Origin of the sequence: Pseudomonas sp. HN8-3, from assembly GCF_020790195.1 — a bacterium.
GTDB classification, from domain to species: domain Bacteria; phylum Pseudomonadota; class Gammaproteobacteria; order Pseudomonadales; family Pseudomonadaceae; genus Aquipseudomonas; species Aquipseudomonas synxantha_A.
This window is the reverse complement of sequence record NZ_CP086206.1, coordinates 1,988,301-2,004,244: the sequence shown is the minus strand read 5'-3', so window position 1 is coordinate 2,004,244 and position 15,944 is coordinate 1,988,301. Positions and strand designations below refer to the sequence as shown.

General features: G+C 59.8%; 11 protein-coding genes and 4 tRNA genes. 8 read left to right on the top strand and 7 right to left on the bottom strand.

Going from position 1 to position 15,944, the window contains the following annotated elements; all coding sequences use genetic code 11:
- Positions 1 to 20: 20 nt before the first annotated feature.
- The 3 genes from LJX92_RS09125 (at position 21) to LJX92_RS09115 (ending at position 3,777) form a co-directional block, all read left to right on the top strand.
- On the top strand, positions 21 to 668 hold the full coding sequence (locus LJX92_RS09125; RefSeq protein ID WP_005786664.1) for a MotA/TolQ/ExbB proton channel family protein: 648 nt from the start codon (positions 21 to 23) through the stop codon (positions 666 to 668).
- Positions 669 to 724: 56 nt separating this feature from the next.
- Positions 725 to 1,942, top strand: coding sequence for a phospholipase D-like domain-containing protein (locus LJX92_RS09120; RefSeq protein WP_228309618.1), 1,218 nt, complete (start codon positions 725 to 727; stop codon positions 1,940 to 1,942).
- Between the two features lie 95 nt (positions 1,943 to 2,037).
- Positions 2,038 to 3,777: a dipeptidase gene (locus LJX92_RS09115; RefSeq protein ID WP_228309616.1), complete on the top strand. Its 1,740-nt coding sequence runs from the start codon at positions 2,038 to 2,040 to the stop codon at positions 3,775 to 3,777.
- 1,281 nt (positions 3,778 to 5,058) lie between these two features.
- Here the strand turns inward: LJX92_RS09115 and LJX92_RS09110 are convergent.
- A complete protein-coding gene (locus LJX92_RS09110) occupies positions 5,059 to 6,720 on the bottom strand; it encodes a M24 family metallopeptidase (RefSeq protein WP_228309615.1) in 1,662 nt (553 codons plus the stop codon).
- Between the two features lie 78 nt (positions 6,721 to 6,798).
- Between LJX92_RS09110 and LJX92_RS09105 the strand changes: the two genes are divergently transcribed.
- The 3 genes from LJX92_RS09105 to LJX92_RS09095 all read left to right on the top strand — a co-directional run bounded on the left by LJX92_RS09105 (position 6,799) and on the right by LJX92_RS09095 (position 11,574).
- A complete protein-coding gene (locus LJX92_RS09105; protein WP_228309614.1) occupies positions 6,799 to 8,289 on the top strand; it encodes a PLP-dependent aminotransferase family protein in 1,491 nt (496 codons plus the stop codon).
- A gap of 113 nt (positions 8,290 to 8,402) precedes the next feature.
- Positions 8,403 to 10,583, top strand: coding sequence for a hypothetical protein (locus LJX92_RS09100; RefSeq protein ID WP_148852262.1), 2,181 nt, complete (start codon positions 8,403 to 8,405; stop codon positions 10,581 to 10,583).
- Positions 10,570 to 11,574: an NAD(P)/FAD-dependent oxidoreductase gene (locus LJX92_RS09095; protein WP_148852263.1), complete on the top strand. Its 1,005-nt coding sequence runs from the start codon at positions 10,570 to 10,572 to the stop codon at positions 11,572 to 11,574. The genes LJX92_RS09100 and LJX92_RS09095 overlap by 14 nt, the downstream gene beginning before the upstream one ends.
- A 98-nt stretch (positions 11,575 to 11,672) precedes the next feature.
- On the opposite strand, the gene LJX92_RS09090 is transcribed toward LJX92_RS09095, so the two are convergent.
- The 6 genes from LJX92_RS09090 to LJX92_RS09065 form a co-directional block, all read right to left on the bottom strand.
- Positions 11,673 to 11,960, bottom strand: coding sequence for a hypothetical protein (locus tag LJX92_RS09090; protein WP_005786654.1), 288 nt, complete (start codon positions 11,958 to 11,960; stop codon positions 11,673 to 11,675).
- A 48-nt stretch (positions 11,961 to 12,008) separates the two neighbouring features.
- The gene (locus tag LJX92_RS09085) at positions 12,009 to 13,112 is read right to left on the bottom strand and encodes a polyamine ABC transporter substrate-binding protein (protein WP_228309612.1); all 1,104 of its coding nucleotides are present in this window, start codon (positions 13,110 to 13,112) and stop codon (positions 12,009 to 12,011) included.
- Between the two features lie 317 nt (positions 13,113 to 13,429).
- Positions 13,430 to 13,505, bottom strand: a tRNA-Gly gene (locus LJX92_RS09080).
- Positions 13,506 to 13,508: 3 nt separating this feature from the next.
- Positions 13,509 to 13,584, bottom strand: a tRNA-Glu gene (locus LJX92_RS09075).
- Between the two features lie 105 nt (positions 13,585 to 13,689).
- Positions 13,690 to 13,765: transfer RNA gene (locus LJX92_RS09070), tRNA-Gly, on the bottom strand.
- 3 nt (positions 13,766 to 13,768) lie between these two features.
- Positions 13,769 to 13,844, bottom strand: a tRNA-Glu gene (locus LJX92_RS09065).
- A gap of 369 nt (positions 13,845 to 14,213) precedes the next feature.
- Here LJX92_RS09065 and LJX92_RS09060 point away from each other — a divergent pair.
- The gene (locus tag LJX92_RS09060; RefSeq protein WP_005786648.1) at positions 14,214 to 14,972 is read left to right on the top strand and encodes a hypothetical protein; all 759 of its coding nucleotides are present in this window, start codon (positions 14,214 to 14,216) and stop codon (positions 14,970 to 14,972) included.
- 135 nt (positions 14,973 to 15,107) lie between these two features.
- Positions 15,108 to 15,920, top strand: coding sequence for an alpha/beta fold hydrolase (locus tag LJX92_RS09055; protein ID WP_032877070.1), 813 nt, complete (start codon positions 15,108 to 15,110; stop codon positions 15,918 to 15,920).
- Positions 15,921 to 15,944 lie beyond the last annotated feature (24 nt).

Sequence of the window (15,944 nt, the reverse complement as noted above, 5' to 3'; positions counted from 1 at the left end):
GACCCAAGAGGAACACCAGCATGGATATGAACCTGCTCCACGACGTCACCTTCTATGTGATGTACGCGGCGATGGCCATTGCGATCTTCATCGCCATCGAACGCGGCATCTACTTTGCCTACGTGCGCCGCCAGGCTCGGGCGTTGATCGACGCCCTCGGCGCCCCCGTGCACAGCGAGCGTGACCTGCCGGAAAACCTGAGCCGTCGCGACAGCCTGCCGCTGAACATGATCCTGCCGGTGCTGGCGCAGAAAGCCTCCAACGGTTCACGCAAGGACCTGGACGACGAAATCGACACCCAATACCTCAAGACCCGTGCCCCGCTGGCCCGCAGCCTGTGGATCATCGAGACCATTACCACCGCCGCCCCGCTGCTGGGCTTGCTGGGTACCATCCTCGGCATTATCGACACCTTCAAGGCGCTGGCCACGGCGGGTGTTTCCGACCCAGGGCAGATTTCCGGTGGTATCGGCACGGCCTTGTTCGCCACCGGCCTGGGTATTGCCATCGCGCTGTTCTGCGTGGTGTTCCACAACTTTTTCCAGGACAGCCTGGAACGCATCAACGACCAGTTGAAGATCCTGTTGATCCGCGCGGCCAGCGGAGCCCGCGTACAAGGCGAAGTACCGCACCTTGTACCAACCTCCTTGCACAGCCGCACAGCGTGACCCGTCGGGCGGGCGCGTAATACGCCCGCCCCTTTGTTTTGTCCGATGAGACGCCTATGTCCCTTTCGATGAAGTTGCGTATCGCCAGCCTCGCCGGCGTGTTGCTCAGTCCGCTGGCCCAGGCGGACTTTTCCATTCCGGGGTTTGAGCTGGTGCACACCGTGCCGGTGGATACCGCCCTGGTCACCGCCGATTTGCGCCAGACTGGCCCGGTATGGATCGAGCTGTTCGACAGTGCGAAGAGCCGCATTGATATCGGCCAGTTCTACGCCGTCGACCATCCCGGCTCGGTGATGAACACGGTCATCGAACGCCTTGAGGCTGCCGGCAAGCGCGGCGTGAAAATTCGTTTTTTGCTGGAAGAAAAAGGCCTCAGGCTGTCGGAAGCTGCCACCCTGGAACGCCTGCGTGCGATCCCCAACCTGACCTTGCGGGTGCTGCCCTACGGGCAACTGAGCGGCGGCATCATCCACGCCAAATACCTGCTGGTGGATGGCACGCAGGCGTTTATCGGCAGCCAGAATTTCGACTGGCGCTCCCTGGAACATATCCACGAAACCGGGCTGCGTATCAGTGACGCAGCCGTCGTGGGCCAGGTGCAGGCGATCTTCGATCAAGACTGGCAAGCCCAGGCCGCGCTCGCCGATAAACAACCGGTACCGCTGCCCGCCCCCGGCCAGGTTCCCTTGCGTACCGGCAACTACCTGGTGGCCAGCCCGCAACGCTACAACCCGCCAGGCGTAGGCGACTCACAGCTGGAACTGCCACGCCTGCTAAGCGAAGCCAAAAAAGAAGTGCGTGTGCAATTGCTCGATTACGCGCCACTGTCCTACGGGCCTGATCGAACCCGCCCGTACTACGCGGTGATCGACAACGCCGTGCGTGCCGCTGCTGCCCGTGGGGTGTCGATCAAACTGATGGTGTCCAACTGGAACACCGACAAGCTGGAACTGCCCTACCTCAAGAGCCTGGCGGTATTGCCCAACGTCGAAATCAAGATCGTCACCCTGCCCGAAGCCAAGCAAGGTTTTATCCCTTATGCCCGAGTGATCCACAGCAAGACCATGGAGATCGACGGGCAAGTGGCGTGGATCGGCACCAGCAACTGGTTGGGCGGTTACCTGGATAACTCGCGCAATCTGGAGGTGGTGATGCGCAGTGAAGCGATGGCCAGGCGTGTAGGGCAATTGCATGAGCAACTGTGGGACGGGCCCTACGCCAGAGCCTTGAGCGTGACGGATGAATACCCTGAGCCCCATCCTGGCCAGCATTGACCTTGGGCACCTGAGTAGTGGTAGTGTGTGGAAATGTTTCCGACTTGCCTGTCAGAAACACCCTACTCACTACCTGCAAAGGAATGCCTTAAACAATGCACTTTCCACTCAAGCAATTGGCCGTTGCCACCCTGTTCGCGGCTAGCCTTTCGGCACTCTCAACCCCCGCTTTCGCCAACATCAGCGCAGACCAAAGCGCGGCGATTGTGAAGAGCTTCGGCGAGACATCGGTCACCGATTTCCGCAGCTTCCTCGGCAACCTGGCCAAGGGCGAGCTGGGTAAATCGGCTGACGTCGGCCCGGCTATCAGCGCCTTTCTCGACAACAAAACCCTGAACGCCGAGCAACAGAACGAGATCAATCGCCTGCTCGGTATCTACACCCGTGTGAAGTACGGCAAGGCTGCCCTGGAAACCTTGCGCGAACTGGTGGAGATTCCGACCTTCAACGTAGACGGGCTGCCACAGTACAAAAACCCGGAATTCCTCAAGATCGCCGACAAGATCCAGGCCCTGGCCAAATCCTTCAACCTGAACTTCCGTAACGTCGATAACCGTGTGTACGAAATCTCCCTGGAAGGCAGCGGTGATGAAGTCGTCGGCGTACATGCCCATGCCGATGTGGTGCCGGTCACGCCGGAAAACTGGGTGCTGCAAGATGGCACCAAGCTCGACCCGTTCAAGGTCACGCTGATCGGCGACCGCATGTATGGCCGTGGGACCGAAGATGACAAGAACGGCATCGTCGTGGCGATGTATGCCATGAAGGTGATCAAGGAAGAAAAACTGCCGCTGGCGCGCACGCTCAAGCTGCTGGTGGACACCACCGAAGAAACCGCCGGTGACGCGATTCCCTACTACTTCGAACGCAACCCCGTGCCGCAATACAACCTGGCGCTGGATGGCGGCTACCCGGTGGTGATCGCCGAGAAAGGCTCGGGCACCATCATGGCGACCTTCCCGGTACGCAAAGGTGAAGGCACAGGCGCAGAAATCATCGCAATGACCGGCGGCAAGGCCACCAACCAGATTCCATCGGTTTCGGTCGCCACGCTGGTCAGCGATAAGCCTGCTGAGTTAGCGGCCAGCCTGCAGCAGGCCGGTAATGATTATGCCAAGCGCAACGGCGGCAATTTCCAGGTCAGCGCCAAGGTCGATAGCAAGGACGTCAAACTCACTGTCACCGGCGTATCCGCCCACTCCTCCGAACCCGAAACCGGGGTCAACCCGGTGGCTCGTATGCTGGAACTGATCCACGGCGTCGACGGCAAGATTGCCCTCAAGCACAACCACATCACTGATGCAGCGCGTTATGCAGCGGACAACTGGGGCCTGGATTACCTTGGCGGCAAATTGGGCGTGGGCTTCGCCGATGACTTCATGGGGCCGTTGACCACCTCGCCGACCTTTGTCGGCCTGGATGACAAAGCCTTCAAGCTGGCGGTGAACCTGCGGGCGCCGAAGGGTAAAACCCCGGAGGCACTCAAGGCACAGATCGAACAGAAACTGAATGCCTGGAACCAGCAAGCCAAGGTCAACGTGAGCTTCGCCTATTCGCTGGATACACCGATGTACCGCAACCCTGAAGGTGAGTGGGTCAAAGCCTTGCTGGCGGTCGCCACGGAAAACCTGGGCATGCCGCACAAGTTCGGCACCTCGGCCGGTGCAACCTCGGTGCACGACTTGCCCAACGGGGTGCAATTTGGCCTGGCCCGTCCGGAAGAGAAGTACACCGGGCACACCGACAGTGAGTTCAAAACGGTTGAGCAGTTCCTGCTGGACCTGCAGATCGTCACTGAAATGATGGGCCGCGTCGGGCAGTTGCCGAAGCTCTGACCCATCCTCATCGCCTGAACCACCGCTTTCGCGGCCTCGCTGAAGCTCGACAGCTCCCACAGGGGATCGGCAGTGCTGGGTTGATCTCGGTTGGCAGGGCCATCGCGCCAAGCACAACTCCCGACAACAACACCGCCCAAATGTGGGAGCTGTCGAGCCCCGGCGAGGCTGCGATGGCGGCGGCACAGGCAACATTTTCATCGCCTGAACCACCGCTTTCGCAGCCTCGCTGAAGCTCGACAGCTCCCACAGGGGATCGGCAGCTCTGGGTTGATCTCGGTTGGCAGCACCATCGCGCCAAGCACAACTCCCGACAACAACACCGCCCAAATGTGGGAGCTGTCGAGCCCCGGCGAGGCTGCGATGGCGGCGGCACAGGCAACATTTTCATCGCCTGAACCACCGCTTTCGCAGCCTCGCTGAAGCTCGACAGCTCCCACAGGGGATCGGCAGTGCTGGGTTGATCTCGTTTGGCAGCACCATCGCGCCAAGCACAACTCCCGACAACAACACCGCACAAATGTGGGAGCTGTCGAGCCCCGGCGAGGCTGCGATGGCGGCGGCACAGGCAACATTTTCATCGCCTGAATCACCGCTTTCGCAGCCTCGCTGAAGCTCGACAACTCCCACAGGGGATTGGTGGTGTTGGGTTGATCTCGGTTGGCAGGGCCATCGCGCCAAGCACAACTCCCGACAACAACACCGCACAAATGTGGGAGCTGTCGAGCCACGGCGAGGCTGCGATGGCGGCGGCACAGGCAACATTTTCATCGCCTGAACCACCGCTTTCGCAGCCTCGCTGAAGCTCGACAACTCCCACAGGGGATCGGCAGTGCTGGGTTGATCTCGTTTGGCAGCACCATCGCGCCAAGCACAACTCCCGACAACAACACCGCACAAATGTGGGAGCTGTCGAGCCCCGGCGAGGCTGCGATGGCGGCGGCACAGGCAACTTTTTCATCGCCTGAATCACCGCTTTCGCGGCCTCGCTGAAGCTCGACAGCTCCCACAGGGGATCGGCAGTGCTGGGTTGATCTCGGTTGGCAGCACCATCGCGCCAAGCACAACTTCCGACAACAACACCGCCCAAATGTGGGAGCTGTCGAGCCCCGGCGAGGCTGCGATGGCGGCGGCACAGGCAACATTTTCATCGCCTGAACCACCGCTTTCGCAGCCTCGCTGAAGCTCGACAGCTCCCACAGGGGATTGGTGGTGTTGGGTTGATCTCGGTTGGCATGGCCATCGCGCCAAGCACAATTCTCGGCAGCAATGGCAGGCTCTTCAGGCTTGCAACATCAGCATGTCTTCAAAGAACCCACCCACTGGCTCAGTGGGATGGCACAACTGGATCTCCAGCACCCAGGCCATTTCGCTCGGTGGGATCTCCAGGTCAGCCAACTCCTTGCTTTCGAACAAGGCATGGGGGAAATCCGCAAGGCGATGCCCCGCCAGATTGCGTGCCAGCCTCCAGCCTTTCGACACGGCGCTCTGTTCGGCGAAGTCGTAGAGCTCGCGCCCGGTCAGCCCACGCAGCCACGCTTGGCGGGTCTCATCGAACACCTCATGCAACCCAGTCCTGCACGCCAGATGCAGCGGCAACTCACCGAAGATGAACGTGTCGCCGTAGTCGCCTTCATAGCCGTCCCATACCGGCCCCAGGTCGACCACGACGATATCGCTGGCGCGCAGTTTGCGCTGACGATCAACACCTTCGCGGGAGGGCCGGATGGTGTCGGGGCCAAAGCGAATGTAAGTCGGGTGCCACGTGTGCGAGGCGCCCATGGCCGTGAGTTGCTGGGCGGCCATCTCCAGGGCTTCGCCGGTGGTCATGCCGACCGTCAACCGGCTGGCGATGGCCGCCAGGGCGCGTATGGATTTTTCTCGCGCCGCCAACATCCCGTCCAGGGAATAGCGCGGGCCGACTTTCTCCCAGATCGGGTCGAACGACAGCGACACCGCCTGCGCGCTTGACCGGCCACTGGCGACAAACGCCTCCGCGACAAACCGATGGCTCGGCAACCCCGCCTCAACGCAATGGGCACGCACCTGGCTAAGCATGGGGCCGTTACCACACGCATAGACCTGGGTCGCCTCCCAATGATGCCCGTGGCTCAATGCAACCTCCTGCACCCGCCCCTCGGATGATCGCACCGAATGCCAGCGAAAACGGGGGTGCTCAAGCATCGATTCATCCAGAAAGGCGCCGTCATAAAAGTCGGTTGACTGCGCGCCGCCCCAATACAACGTCACCTCGACATTGCGTTTGAGCGCGGTCAACAGGATCGGCTTGATGCCCGCGTAACCGGTACCCGTGGCAAACAGCACGACGGGCGCTGCGTCATCGTCCTGCCAGGTGCAGGCGCCAAACGGTCCTTCCAATTGCATCCGCGCGCCCACGGCCAAGCCATCCAGTACGCCCTCGGAAAAGTACCCGCCGCGCACCCGACGAATCTGGAAGACCAAACGCCCCTCGTCCTCTGTTGGCAGGTTGGCAACCGAGAAGCAACGCGTGTCGCCGTCTGCCAGGTGGAACTTGAGGTATTGGCCAGCTCGCACCTTCAACGGTGTATCGGGCTTGAGCATCAACTCAATGACATCAGGCCCGAGCGCGCGCTTGCCAATAACCTGAGCGCCAACGACCAACGCAGGTGTATCCAGGGACCAGCCGGGAATCTCCAGGCGCATGTCGGTGCAGGCATGGCTCTGGCAAAGCAACATTTCATTGGCGGCCAGGGGGTAACACGGCGCCGGCGCATCCGGCGCCAGGCGCTTGGCCCGGTACTCACCTGCGGCGACCACCACCTTGCAGGAGCCGCACGCGCCGCGGCGGCACGAGAACGGCACGGCCAGGCCGCTGGCAAGCATGGCGTCGAGCAACAGTTCGTCGCCGGTCTCAAAAGTTTTTCCCGAGGGAGACAGTTCGATGACATGGCGTGTGTTCATAAAGACCTCGGGGTAAGTGAGGTCTGGATTGTTACGCTAGACTAGGACCATTAAAACCTCCAGATTTGGATACTTCAGATGGTCCAGTTGCGTAAATGGCGCCCCCTGCTCAAGCTTGACGACAACACCCGCCAGGCGTCCTATCGCAAGATTGCCGAAGGCTTGGTCACCGCGATTGTCGAAGGGCGCCTGCCGCCTGGGACGTTGCTGCCGGGCACACGGGAAATGGCACAAATGCTCGACGTCAACCGCAAGACGGTGATCCTGGCCTATGAAGAAGCGATGACCAAAGGCTGGCTGATCAGCGAGCCGCGCCGCGGCACATTCGTCAATGCGCAACTGGCGCCAAAGCCCTTGCCCTGTGCGGTGCAACCGTCTTTCGCCCCACTGCTGCTGGACCAGCCGGTGGTACCGTATTTCACCCATAACGCCCAGGTGGTCGCGCTTCAGCATCGGCACAGTGCGCTGTTCTTCGACAATGGCACCAGCGACCACCGCTTGCTGCCCCAGGCCGTGTTGCATCGCTACTATCGCCATGCGCTGCGTAACAGCTTCGCCTCCAACACAGTGCGTTACGGCAGTGAGGGCACCGGCTATCAGTTGCGCTGCGCCCTGGCCGAGATGCTGCGCAATAACCGCGGGCTGACAGTGACTGCCGAAAATATTTGCCTGACCCAAGGCACGCAGATGTCCCTGTACCTGAGCGCCAGCCTGCTGATCAAGCCTGGCGACGTGGTACTGGTGGAGCGTTTGAGCTACCCGCCGGCGTGGGAAATTTTCCGCAAGCTCGGCGCGCAGTTGGTCACGGTCGACATCGACGATGAAGGTTGCCGCACCGACCAGGTCGAGCGCTTATGCCGCGAGCACACGGTGCGCCTGATCTACCTCACGCCCCACCACCAATTTCCCACCACCGTGAGCCTGCATGCCGCACGTCGACAACACTTACTGGCATTGGCCGCGCAACATGACTTTTGCGTGATCGAAGAAGACTACGACCACGAATATCACTTCAGCGGCCGCCCTTACCTGCCGCTGGCCAGTGACCGCGCCCAGCGCCATGTGATCTATATCGGCTCGTTATCCAAGGTGCTGGGCTCGACGTTTCGTTGCAGTTACATCGTGGCCCCCACGCAAGTGATTGAAGCCCTGCAGCGCAATGCCGCACTGATGCTGGGCGACGCCGATGCGGTCGCACAGACCATGCTGGCGGACTTGATCAATCACGGTGAGTTGAAAAAACACCTGCGCCGCGTTTCGAAGGAATACAGGGCGCGCCGCACCGTGCTGCGCGACTGCCTGGACCAGGCATTCGGTGAGCGCATACAGATACGCGAGCCCGAAGGTGGCTTGGCGCTCTGGGTGCGTTTCGAGGATAGCCTGGACGTGGATCGCTTGGTGCACACCGCCTTGGAGCATGGGCTGGTGGTACGCAGCGGTCGTCAGTTTTCACCCAGCGACCAAGCAGAAAACGCACTGCGCCTGGGCTTTGCCTCCCTGGACCGGGATGAGATCCATCACGCAACACAACGGCTGGCGCAGGCTATGAAAGCGATGGATAGGCGCTGAACGCGTGATGGCCCGGTGCGACGGTTCCTTTCCCGCCTACCTAGCCGTTCGGTCAGTTACCACGCCGCCCCCTTTAACGTACCTTGGCCTCTGAACCTGTCGGAGCACTCGGGATGTCGCTGATCAACGCTGTCGAACGCGCCTGCACACGCCTGGCTCCCACCGGCTGGCGTGATCTGTTGCTGCACCATGGCTTGGACATAACCTCGACAACCCTGCGCGATGAACTCGCCAAACCCCTGCTCATCGATCGTACCCAGCCCGGCTTTGAGGACTTTTCGGCCGATGGCGTACGTGGCGTCGAGCCTGGGCACCCGGCCGCCAGCCTGCTGTTTCATGCATTCGCCTCGCCGAATGTGAACCTCGGAATCAACGGCAGTGCACTCACAGCCTTCCCTACCCCAGCTGAAACCGAACACATCCTTAATTATGTCTACGGTGCCAATCCTCCCAGCATGGAGGTTTTGCGGCTGGCCGCCGGTGATGCAGAGCTGGCGATTGCCGTGTTTGCCTATGAATACCGCCCCCGCCCCGAGACCGTGCATGGGCGCCAGGCCGACCTGTGCTTTTCCCGCACCGGAATCGCCCGGGTCGGTACGGCGCCAGCGCTGTATGACCCGCAACGCAGGGGCTTTTTGCCCTTTGTCGAGGACCAGCCCAATCAAATGCGCGTTATCCCGGCGCGCTACGGCGCGTTCATAGCGGCACGGCATGTGGGTCAGCCCGAGCGGTTCGGCCCGATGAATGCTCAATCCATCGACCATGATCTTGAGTTCTGGGTGCCCTTGCATAAGGTATTCGATGGCGACGAGTGCGTGGCGGGTATGGACCTGAGCGTTCAGTTGGTCAATCACCAGGTCAATGAAAAGATCGGTCAAATCCACAGACGCTTTCGCAATACCGGTTGGCAAGAGCCTGACATTCTCAACGCACCGTTCGTCATTACCGAGGGGTTATGTCATTGGGCGGATATCGATGGCTTTGCACCAGGCTTGCTGGTGCCCAACGCCAAGGAGCGGCTGGTGCAGCTGGCTCACTACCAAGGTCGACCGTTGTCCTTCATGATGCCCCCGGGCACCGGCGGCCTGGTGCATGGGCGCCATCATGTGCGTGACGACGGCTCGATTGAAGACCTGAATCAACGTGAGGATGTCGATGCCATCGTCAAGGCCGGAGGCTACCGAGCCTTACACTATCAGGACGCAATGGCCGATGGCTGGGTGCGCGCACTCTGTCCAGCACTGGAACTGCAGAGCATCGCCGCCTATTCGATTATCGGAGCACCGGATTTTTACCCGTTGTGTGGACAACGGGAACTCAAGCAATGGTCCAGCGACCCGCAGGTTTTTCCTTGTCCTACCCCACCCTGTCCGCAGGTATGGCACACGCGAGTCAACCCACTGTCCGATGTGCGGTTTTTCATCAATCAATCGCTCAGGGGCGGTTATTTTTCCGCTGAAGACCGCGGCGCCACTGCGATCGTCTCGCACCCCCAAACGTCCACGACTCCAAGCCCCGGACATCCGGCGGCCTATGCCCAGCGACAATCCTGGCTACCGGATTTCGCCAGCGGCGTCTTCGGGCCTGGCTGGGAAGTCGGCCGTGGTTTGGTAGATGCCCCATTCACCAATATGCTGTGTGGCTATCAGTTAGCCAGCCCGTTCACGGAAGATGCACGCATCTGTGCTGCGCTGGGTTCGTACTGGCCAGGGGTGGCGCCTGATTCAACCCGTACGTTCGAACCACGCAATGTCTCTGCTACGGTCATCCCGCTGACTGACAACGAAATCGGCCTGCTAGACCAGCCTGCCTGGGATGGGCGTAGCGGCCCCTCACTGATCGAACTGGAGGGGCGCACGCTGGTTCAATACCAGGCTTATGAATACGGCGACTACACCCAGGCCGCGCTGGATGGCCGGATCTCACTGGCCGCGACCGGGCAGACCAGCACCAGGCAGTACCATCAGCGTGTCCTGGGCATGCGCCGCGCCTATCAAGCAGTCGGTGCGGGCTCAGACAGCGAGCAACGAAAACGCTGGCCGCTGCTGTCGTTTTTTCAGGTGCAATTACCGGACGAAGCTTTCGACGTCGCACAGCAAGAGGCCGGTTTGCGACTGGAAGGCGAGGTGGCGTACTACAGGCTTTACAAACACGGCGCGATCAGCACCCCAGCGCACGACTTCAAACTTCGTCATGTGGAAATAGAGCAAGAGATCGAACTGTATATGAGCCAGGACGCGCTGCTTATCCGCCGGGACGGGGAGCCCTGGCGACACCTCGATGAGTCACTTTGACGTCGTTGTTGTCGGCGGCGGCCCGGCTGGCTGCGCTGCAGCAATCCACTGCGCACAGCGAGGGCTACGGGTAGTCCTGCTGGAGAAGACCAGTTTTCCCAGACACCGGCCAGGAGAAACACTGCACCCTGGCGTTGAGCCGCTGCTGCGCCAACTGGGGATCACCCTCCAGAATTACCACCGCCACACGGGCCATTGGGTTCACTGGGATGGCCCGCCTCGTTTCCAGGCATTCAGCGCAAGTGGCGACGAGCAATGGAGGGGCTTCCAGATTCCGCGAGCGTTACTCGACCAGCAATTACTTGAACAGGCACGCAATCTGGGCGTGCAGATCGTTCATCTCAGACATCCGAGCCGGGTATTGCTGGAGCAAGGTCGTGTTCAAGGCGTCCAGGCGCAAGCAGCACAATGGACCGGGCAATTTGTAGTAGATGCCACTGGGCATCACGCCTGGCTGCAACGCCAATTGAAAATACCCTTGCGCCGTTTTTCACCGCGGTTGGTCGCACGTTACGGCTACTGCGAAGACAGCAACCTGCCGGATGAAAAACTCGGGCTGTTTGCCCACTCAGACGGCTGGCACTGGATTGCCCGTATCAGCCCAACCTGCCTGCACTGGACCCAACTGGCGTTTGCACAAGACGTGCCGCACCGCCTGATACCCAAGGGATTGGAGCCACTGAGGATGATCGGCCGGATTCGCGGAGCAGATGTCTCGTGGCGACTGTGCCGCACGACAGCCGGGAGCGGTTATTTTCTAGTCGGTGACGCCGCTGCGACGCTGGACCCGTGCGCCTCTCACGGCGTGATCAAGGCATTGATATCCGGCATGCAGGCGGCCTCGGCGATTATCGATTGTCGGTCCTGGCCGGCTGGCGAAATGACAGTGCAAGCGGCTTATCAGGCTTGGGTAAAAAAAACCGTCGAGCGAGACGTGCTCGCCCTACGTCGCTTCTATCGAGCCCACCCTTATCCACCTGGCTGGCTATGAGACGACCTCAACGAGCCCCAGCGCCGTAGCCAGTGCAATATGCCTTACATGGATATCCTGCGATCAAGCTTTGCTTTGCATAGGCGCTGCGCAGGGCGTTATCCACGATGCCTGCGCAACAAAGGCCAGTTGGACGCGAGTGCTCCGGGCTCATAGTCTCGCCCCCTGACCCGTACCAGGTCGGGGAATTCAAGCAACAATGCGCGATTCCCCCTGCCGATGTGCTCCATCACCGCCAGGGTGATGTTTTCTCGCACCATGCCCGTCGAGACGTAATACATGGCCCAGGCTTGTTCCGGCGTGCAGAGGCCGATCTGCTCTTCAATCTCTTTGTACGCTTTGTAGTCGTCTGACTCCAAATAGCACTGATCACCGCCTTGGCGCATGCTGTTGCCCTCCCCGGCCCCTGGGTCAAACGCCCAATAGGCCTACACTCACGTACCGCTCTTGACCTTGGTCCAGACCCGGGTACGAATACGCTCCGCCTTCAACGGCAACGGCTCAAGCGGAACCAGCGTGGCCATGGTCTTTTTATCGGGATAAATCCACGGGTTATCGCGCAACTTCTGCTCGACGAACTGCGTGGCATCTTTATTGGCGTTGGGATAGAGCATGTAGTTGGAAGTCTTGGCAATCACCTGGGGGCGCAGCATGTAATTAATGAACTCCAGCGCGGCCTTGGGGTGCCGAGCGTCTTTGAGCAGTACCCAGTTTTCAGACCAGACCAATGCGCCTTCTCGAGGCAGGCTGTAGGCAATCTTGCGTCCGCTGTTGGATTTTTCATTGATCGCCTGCGCAGCCAGCGCACCATTGGCCCAGCCTACAACTGCGCAAATATTGCCGTCAGCCAAATCGGTGTCGATTCGCGAGGAATCGAAATAGAGCACGTAGGGACGGATTTTCAGCAGCAGGGCCTGGGCCTTCTGGTAATCCTCAGGGTTGGTACTGTTGCTGGGCAGCCCCAGGTAGTGCAAGGCGATCGAAATGATTTCGCTGGGCGAGTCGAGCATGGCCACGCCACAGGCCTTGAGCTTGCTGATATTTTCTTCTTTGAAGATCAGATCCCAGCTGTCCACCGGGGCGTCATCACCCAGGGCGGCCTTGACCTTGTCCACATCGTAGCCAATGCCGGTGGTGCCCCAGACGTAGGGTACGGCGTAGCGATTACCAGGGTCATTGACCGCCAGCAGAGACAGGATATCGGGATCGATATGCGACAGATTACTCAGTTGCGAGCGGTCCAGCTCTTGCAACACCCCCGCCTTGATCAGGCCGGGCAGCACATTGGAAGTAGCCACGACCAGGTCATAACCGGTGCGCCCGGCCATGACTTTGCTCTGCATGGTTTCGGCGCTGTCGAAGGCATCCATATGCAGCTTGATGCCGCTTTCCTGCTGGAACTCCTTCGGGGTTTGCGGCTCGAGAAACCCGAACCAGTTATACAGATACACCGAAGATTGCGCGGCGCTGGCCGGCGTGCTGATGGCGGCGCCAAGCAGCGAGGCTAAAAAAATAGCTCGCAAGTGTGATCGACTCATATGACTATCCCTGTTACCCGAAGCGCCTTCATGGCTATCGTAAGCTCGGGGTGAATATACCGGGCGTTGTCGAATAGTAAATACCTACAAGTACTTAGCTCCGGCCTGCAAATCCCTAACCCTAAAGGGGTAGAACATGTCGCTTGACCTTCACAACCTGGCTTGGCACCGATCGGTTGGCAAACTGATCATGCAGCTCGTTTTTATGCCAAGGCCGCAAGCCCATGCGGCCATTTGAACGCGGCAAAACCGTATCGGGCCAAATTCAGCACAAACAAAAACGCCGATCATTGCTGATCGGCGTTTTCGTTTAAATATGGAGCGGGAAACGAGACTCGAACTCGCGACCCCGACCTTGGCAAGGTCGTGCTCTACCAACTGAGCTATTCCCGCAAATGGCGTCCCCTAGGGGACTCGAACCCCTGTTACCGCCGTGAAAGGGCGGTGTCCTAGGCCACTAGACGAAGGGGACACGCTACTGAAACACATGGTGTGTATTTCAGTGCCCAGAGGCCTCGTCCGAAGACTTGGTCCTGGTTTCACTCAATGCCGCCCGAGGGCCACACTGCTTGTAAATTGGAGCGGGAAACGAGACTCGAACTCGCGACCCCGACCTTGGCAAGGTCGTGCTCTACCAACTGAGCTATTCCCGCATATGGCGTCCCCTAGGGGACTCGAACCCCTGTTACCGCCGTGAAAGGGCGGTGTCCTAGGCCACTAGACGAAGGGGACACACGTACAACATTCACTCCCTACCGCGTTTCGCTGTGTGCTTTACGCTGTAAGTGGCGCGCATTCTATGGATGGATTGAAAGGTCGTCAACCCCCAAGGATAAATTTATTTAAATCAATGACTTCGCCATGGTTTGCCGGCCCGTGCGGGCATTGTCGCCGCTGGAGCCTTGGCGCCTATATTCTGGCGTTCAACAAGGCGTTATAGTCTGCCTGGGCAAATGATGGCAATGTGCACCCATTCGGAAGCGCTTACTTATATAGAAGAAACTACCCGGGCAACTGGTCGATCGGTCCTATCCGCCGGGTGCCCCAGTCACTACACTCCACAGCAAACCCTATAAAGAGGTCACACCGGTGACACCACTCATGATCACCCTGCTGGTAATAGCCGGGATCGTAATACTGATCGCCATTGGCTACATGAACCACGTGGTGGAAAACAACAAGCTGGAAAAGAAGCGTACCGAGATCGAGCTTAATGATCGCCTGCGTCGCTGCGGTGAAATCACCGAGACTTTCCCCGGCCAACTGATGACCCCGGCGCTCAAACTGTTGCTGGCTCGCCTGGAACTGAACGTCAACCAGCGCCTGTTGAACCTCAATAAGTCCAGCGCACCAATCAAGGCACGTATCAGCGAGCTGAATGCGTTGATCGCCCAGGGCGAATCGATTCCGGTGGCCAACCCACCTGCGCCGATCCAGACCGAAGCCAAGGCCAAGGACGTGCGCTTTTTGCTCGAAGCCCTGCACGGCCAAGTCACCCGCGCAGCCCAGGACGGTTTCCTGCCAACCAATGAAGCCAAGCACTGGATCAAGGAAATCCGTCATATCCTGGTACTGCTGCATATCGAGTTCTTCAACAACCTCGGCCAACATGCCCTGCTGCAAGGCCAGCCCGGCCAGGCGCGCCTGGCGTTCGAACGCGGCGTGCAGTACTTGCGCAAACAACCGGAACCGGTGCTCTACAGCGCACAGTTGCAACTGCTGGAGTCACAACTGGCCCGCGCCAACTCCACGGTGCTGACCAACAGCCAACCGGCAGAAGACGAAGTCAACGAGCTGACCGAAGGTTTGAAGGTCGTCGATGCCGACGCCGAGTGGAAAAAGAAAGCTATCTACGACTGACAGCCCAGTCAATAACGTGGGAGGGGTGTCAGTTGGATGGCACCCTCACACCATATGCCATCACTTTGCATCTATCCCCCCGCCCCCGACTAGCGTAAAAAAGTGCCCCTCACTCCGTGAAGTTAGAGGCCTGCTATGCCTGTTGCCGTGATTGATGGACAACCGCTGCATTACCTCGACCAGGGCAGCGGCCCGGTCGTATTGCTTGGTTCAAGTTACCTGTGGGCTCGCGACATGTGGACGCCGCAGATTGAAGCGCTGTCCCAGCAATACCGTGTAATAGTCCCCGAGCTGTGGGGCCATGGCGAGTCGGGCCCGATGCCCACGCAAACCCGGTCCCTGGATGATCTGGCTCGCCAGGCCCTGGCGCTGCTGGATCACCTGGACGTCGAGCAGATCAACCTGGTGGGCCTGTCGGTCGGTGGCATGTGGGGCGCGCGCCTGGCACTACTGGCGCCCGAGCGCATCAACAGCGTGGTGCTGATGGACACCTACCTCGGCGCCGAACCTGAAGCGACTCGCCAGTATTATTTCTCGCTGTTCAAGATGATCGAAGACGCCGGCGCCATCCCCGAGCCGCTACTGGATGTGATCGCACCGATCTTCTTTCGCCCGAACATCGACCGTGAATCGGCGCTGTATCAGGACTTTCGCAAATCCCTGCAGGGATTCCCCCGCGAACGCCTGCTCGATAGCATCGTACCGCTGGGCCGCCTGATCTTCAGCCGTGAAGATATCCTGGAGCAATTGCCGCGTCTGGACGCCGACACCACCCTGATATTGTGCGGCGAGCAAGACACCCCCCGCCCACCTGCCGAATCCGAGGAAATGGCCGGACTGATTGGTTGCGACCTGATCCTGATCCCCGAGGCCGGGCATATCTCAAGCCGCGAAAACCCGGACTTCGTCAACGAAGCACTGCTGACCTTCCTCGCCAACAACGCCTGACCCCCTTCGCCTTGCTCGCCGCAC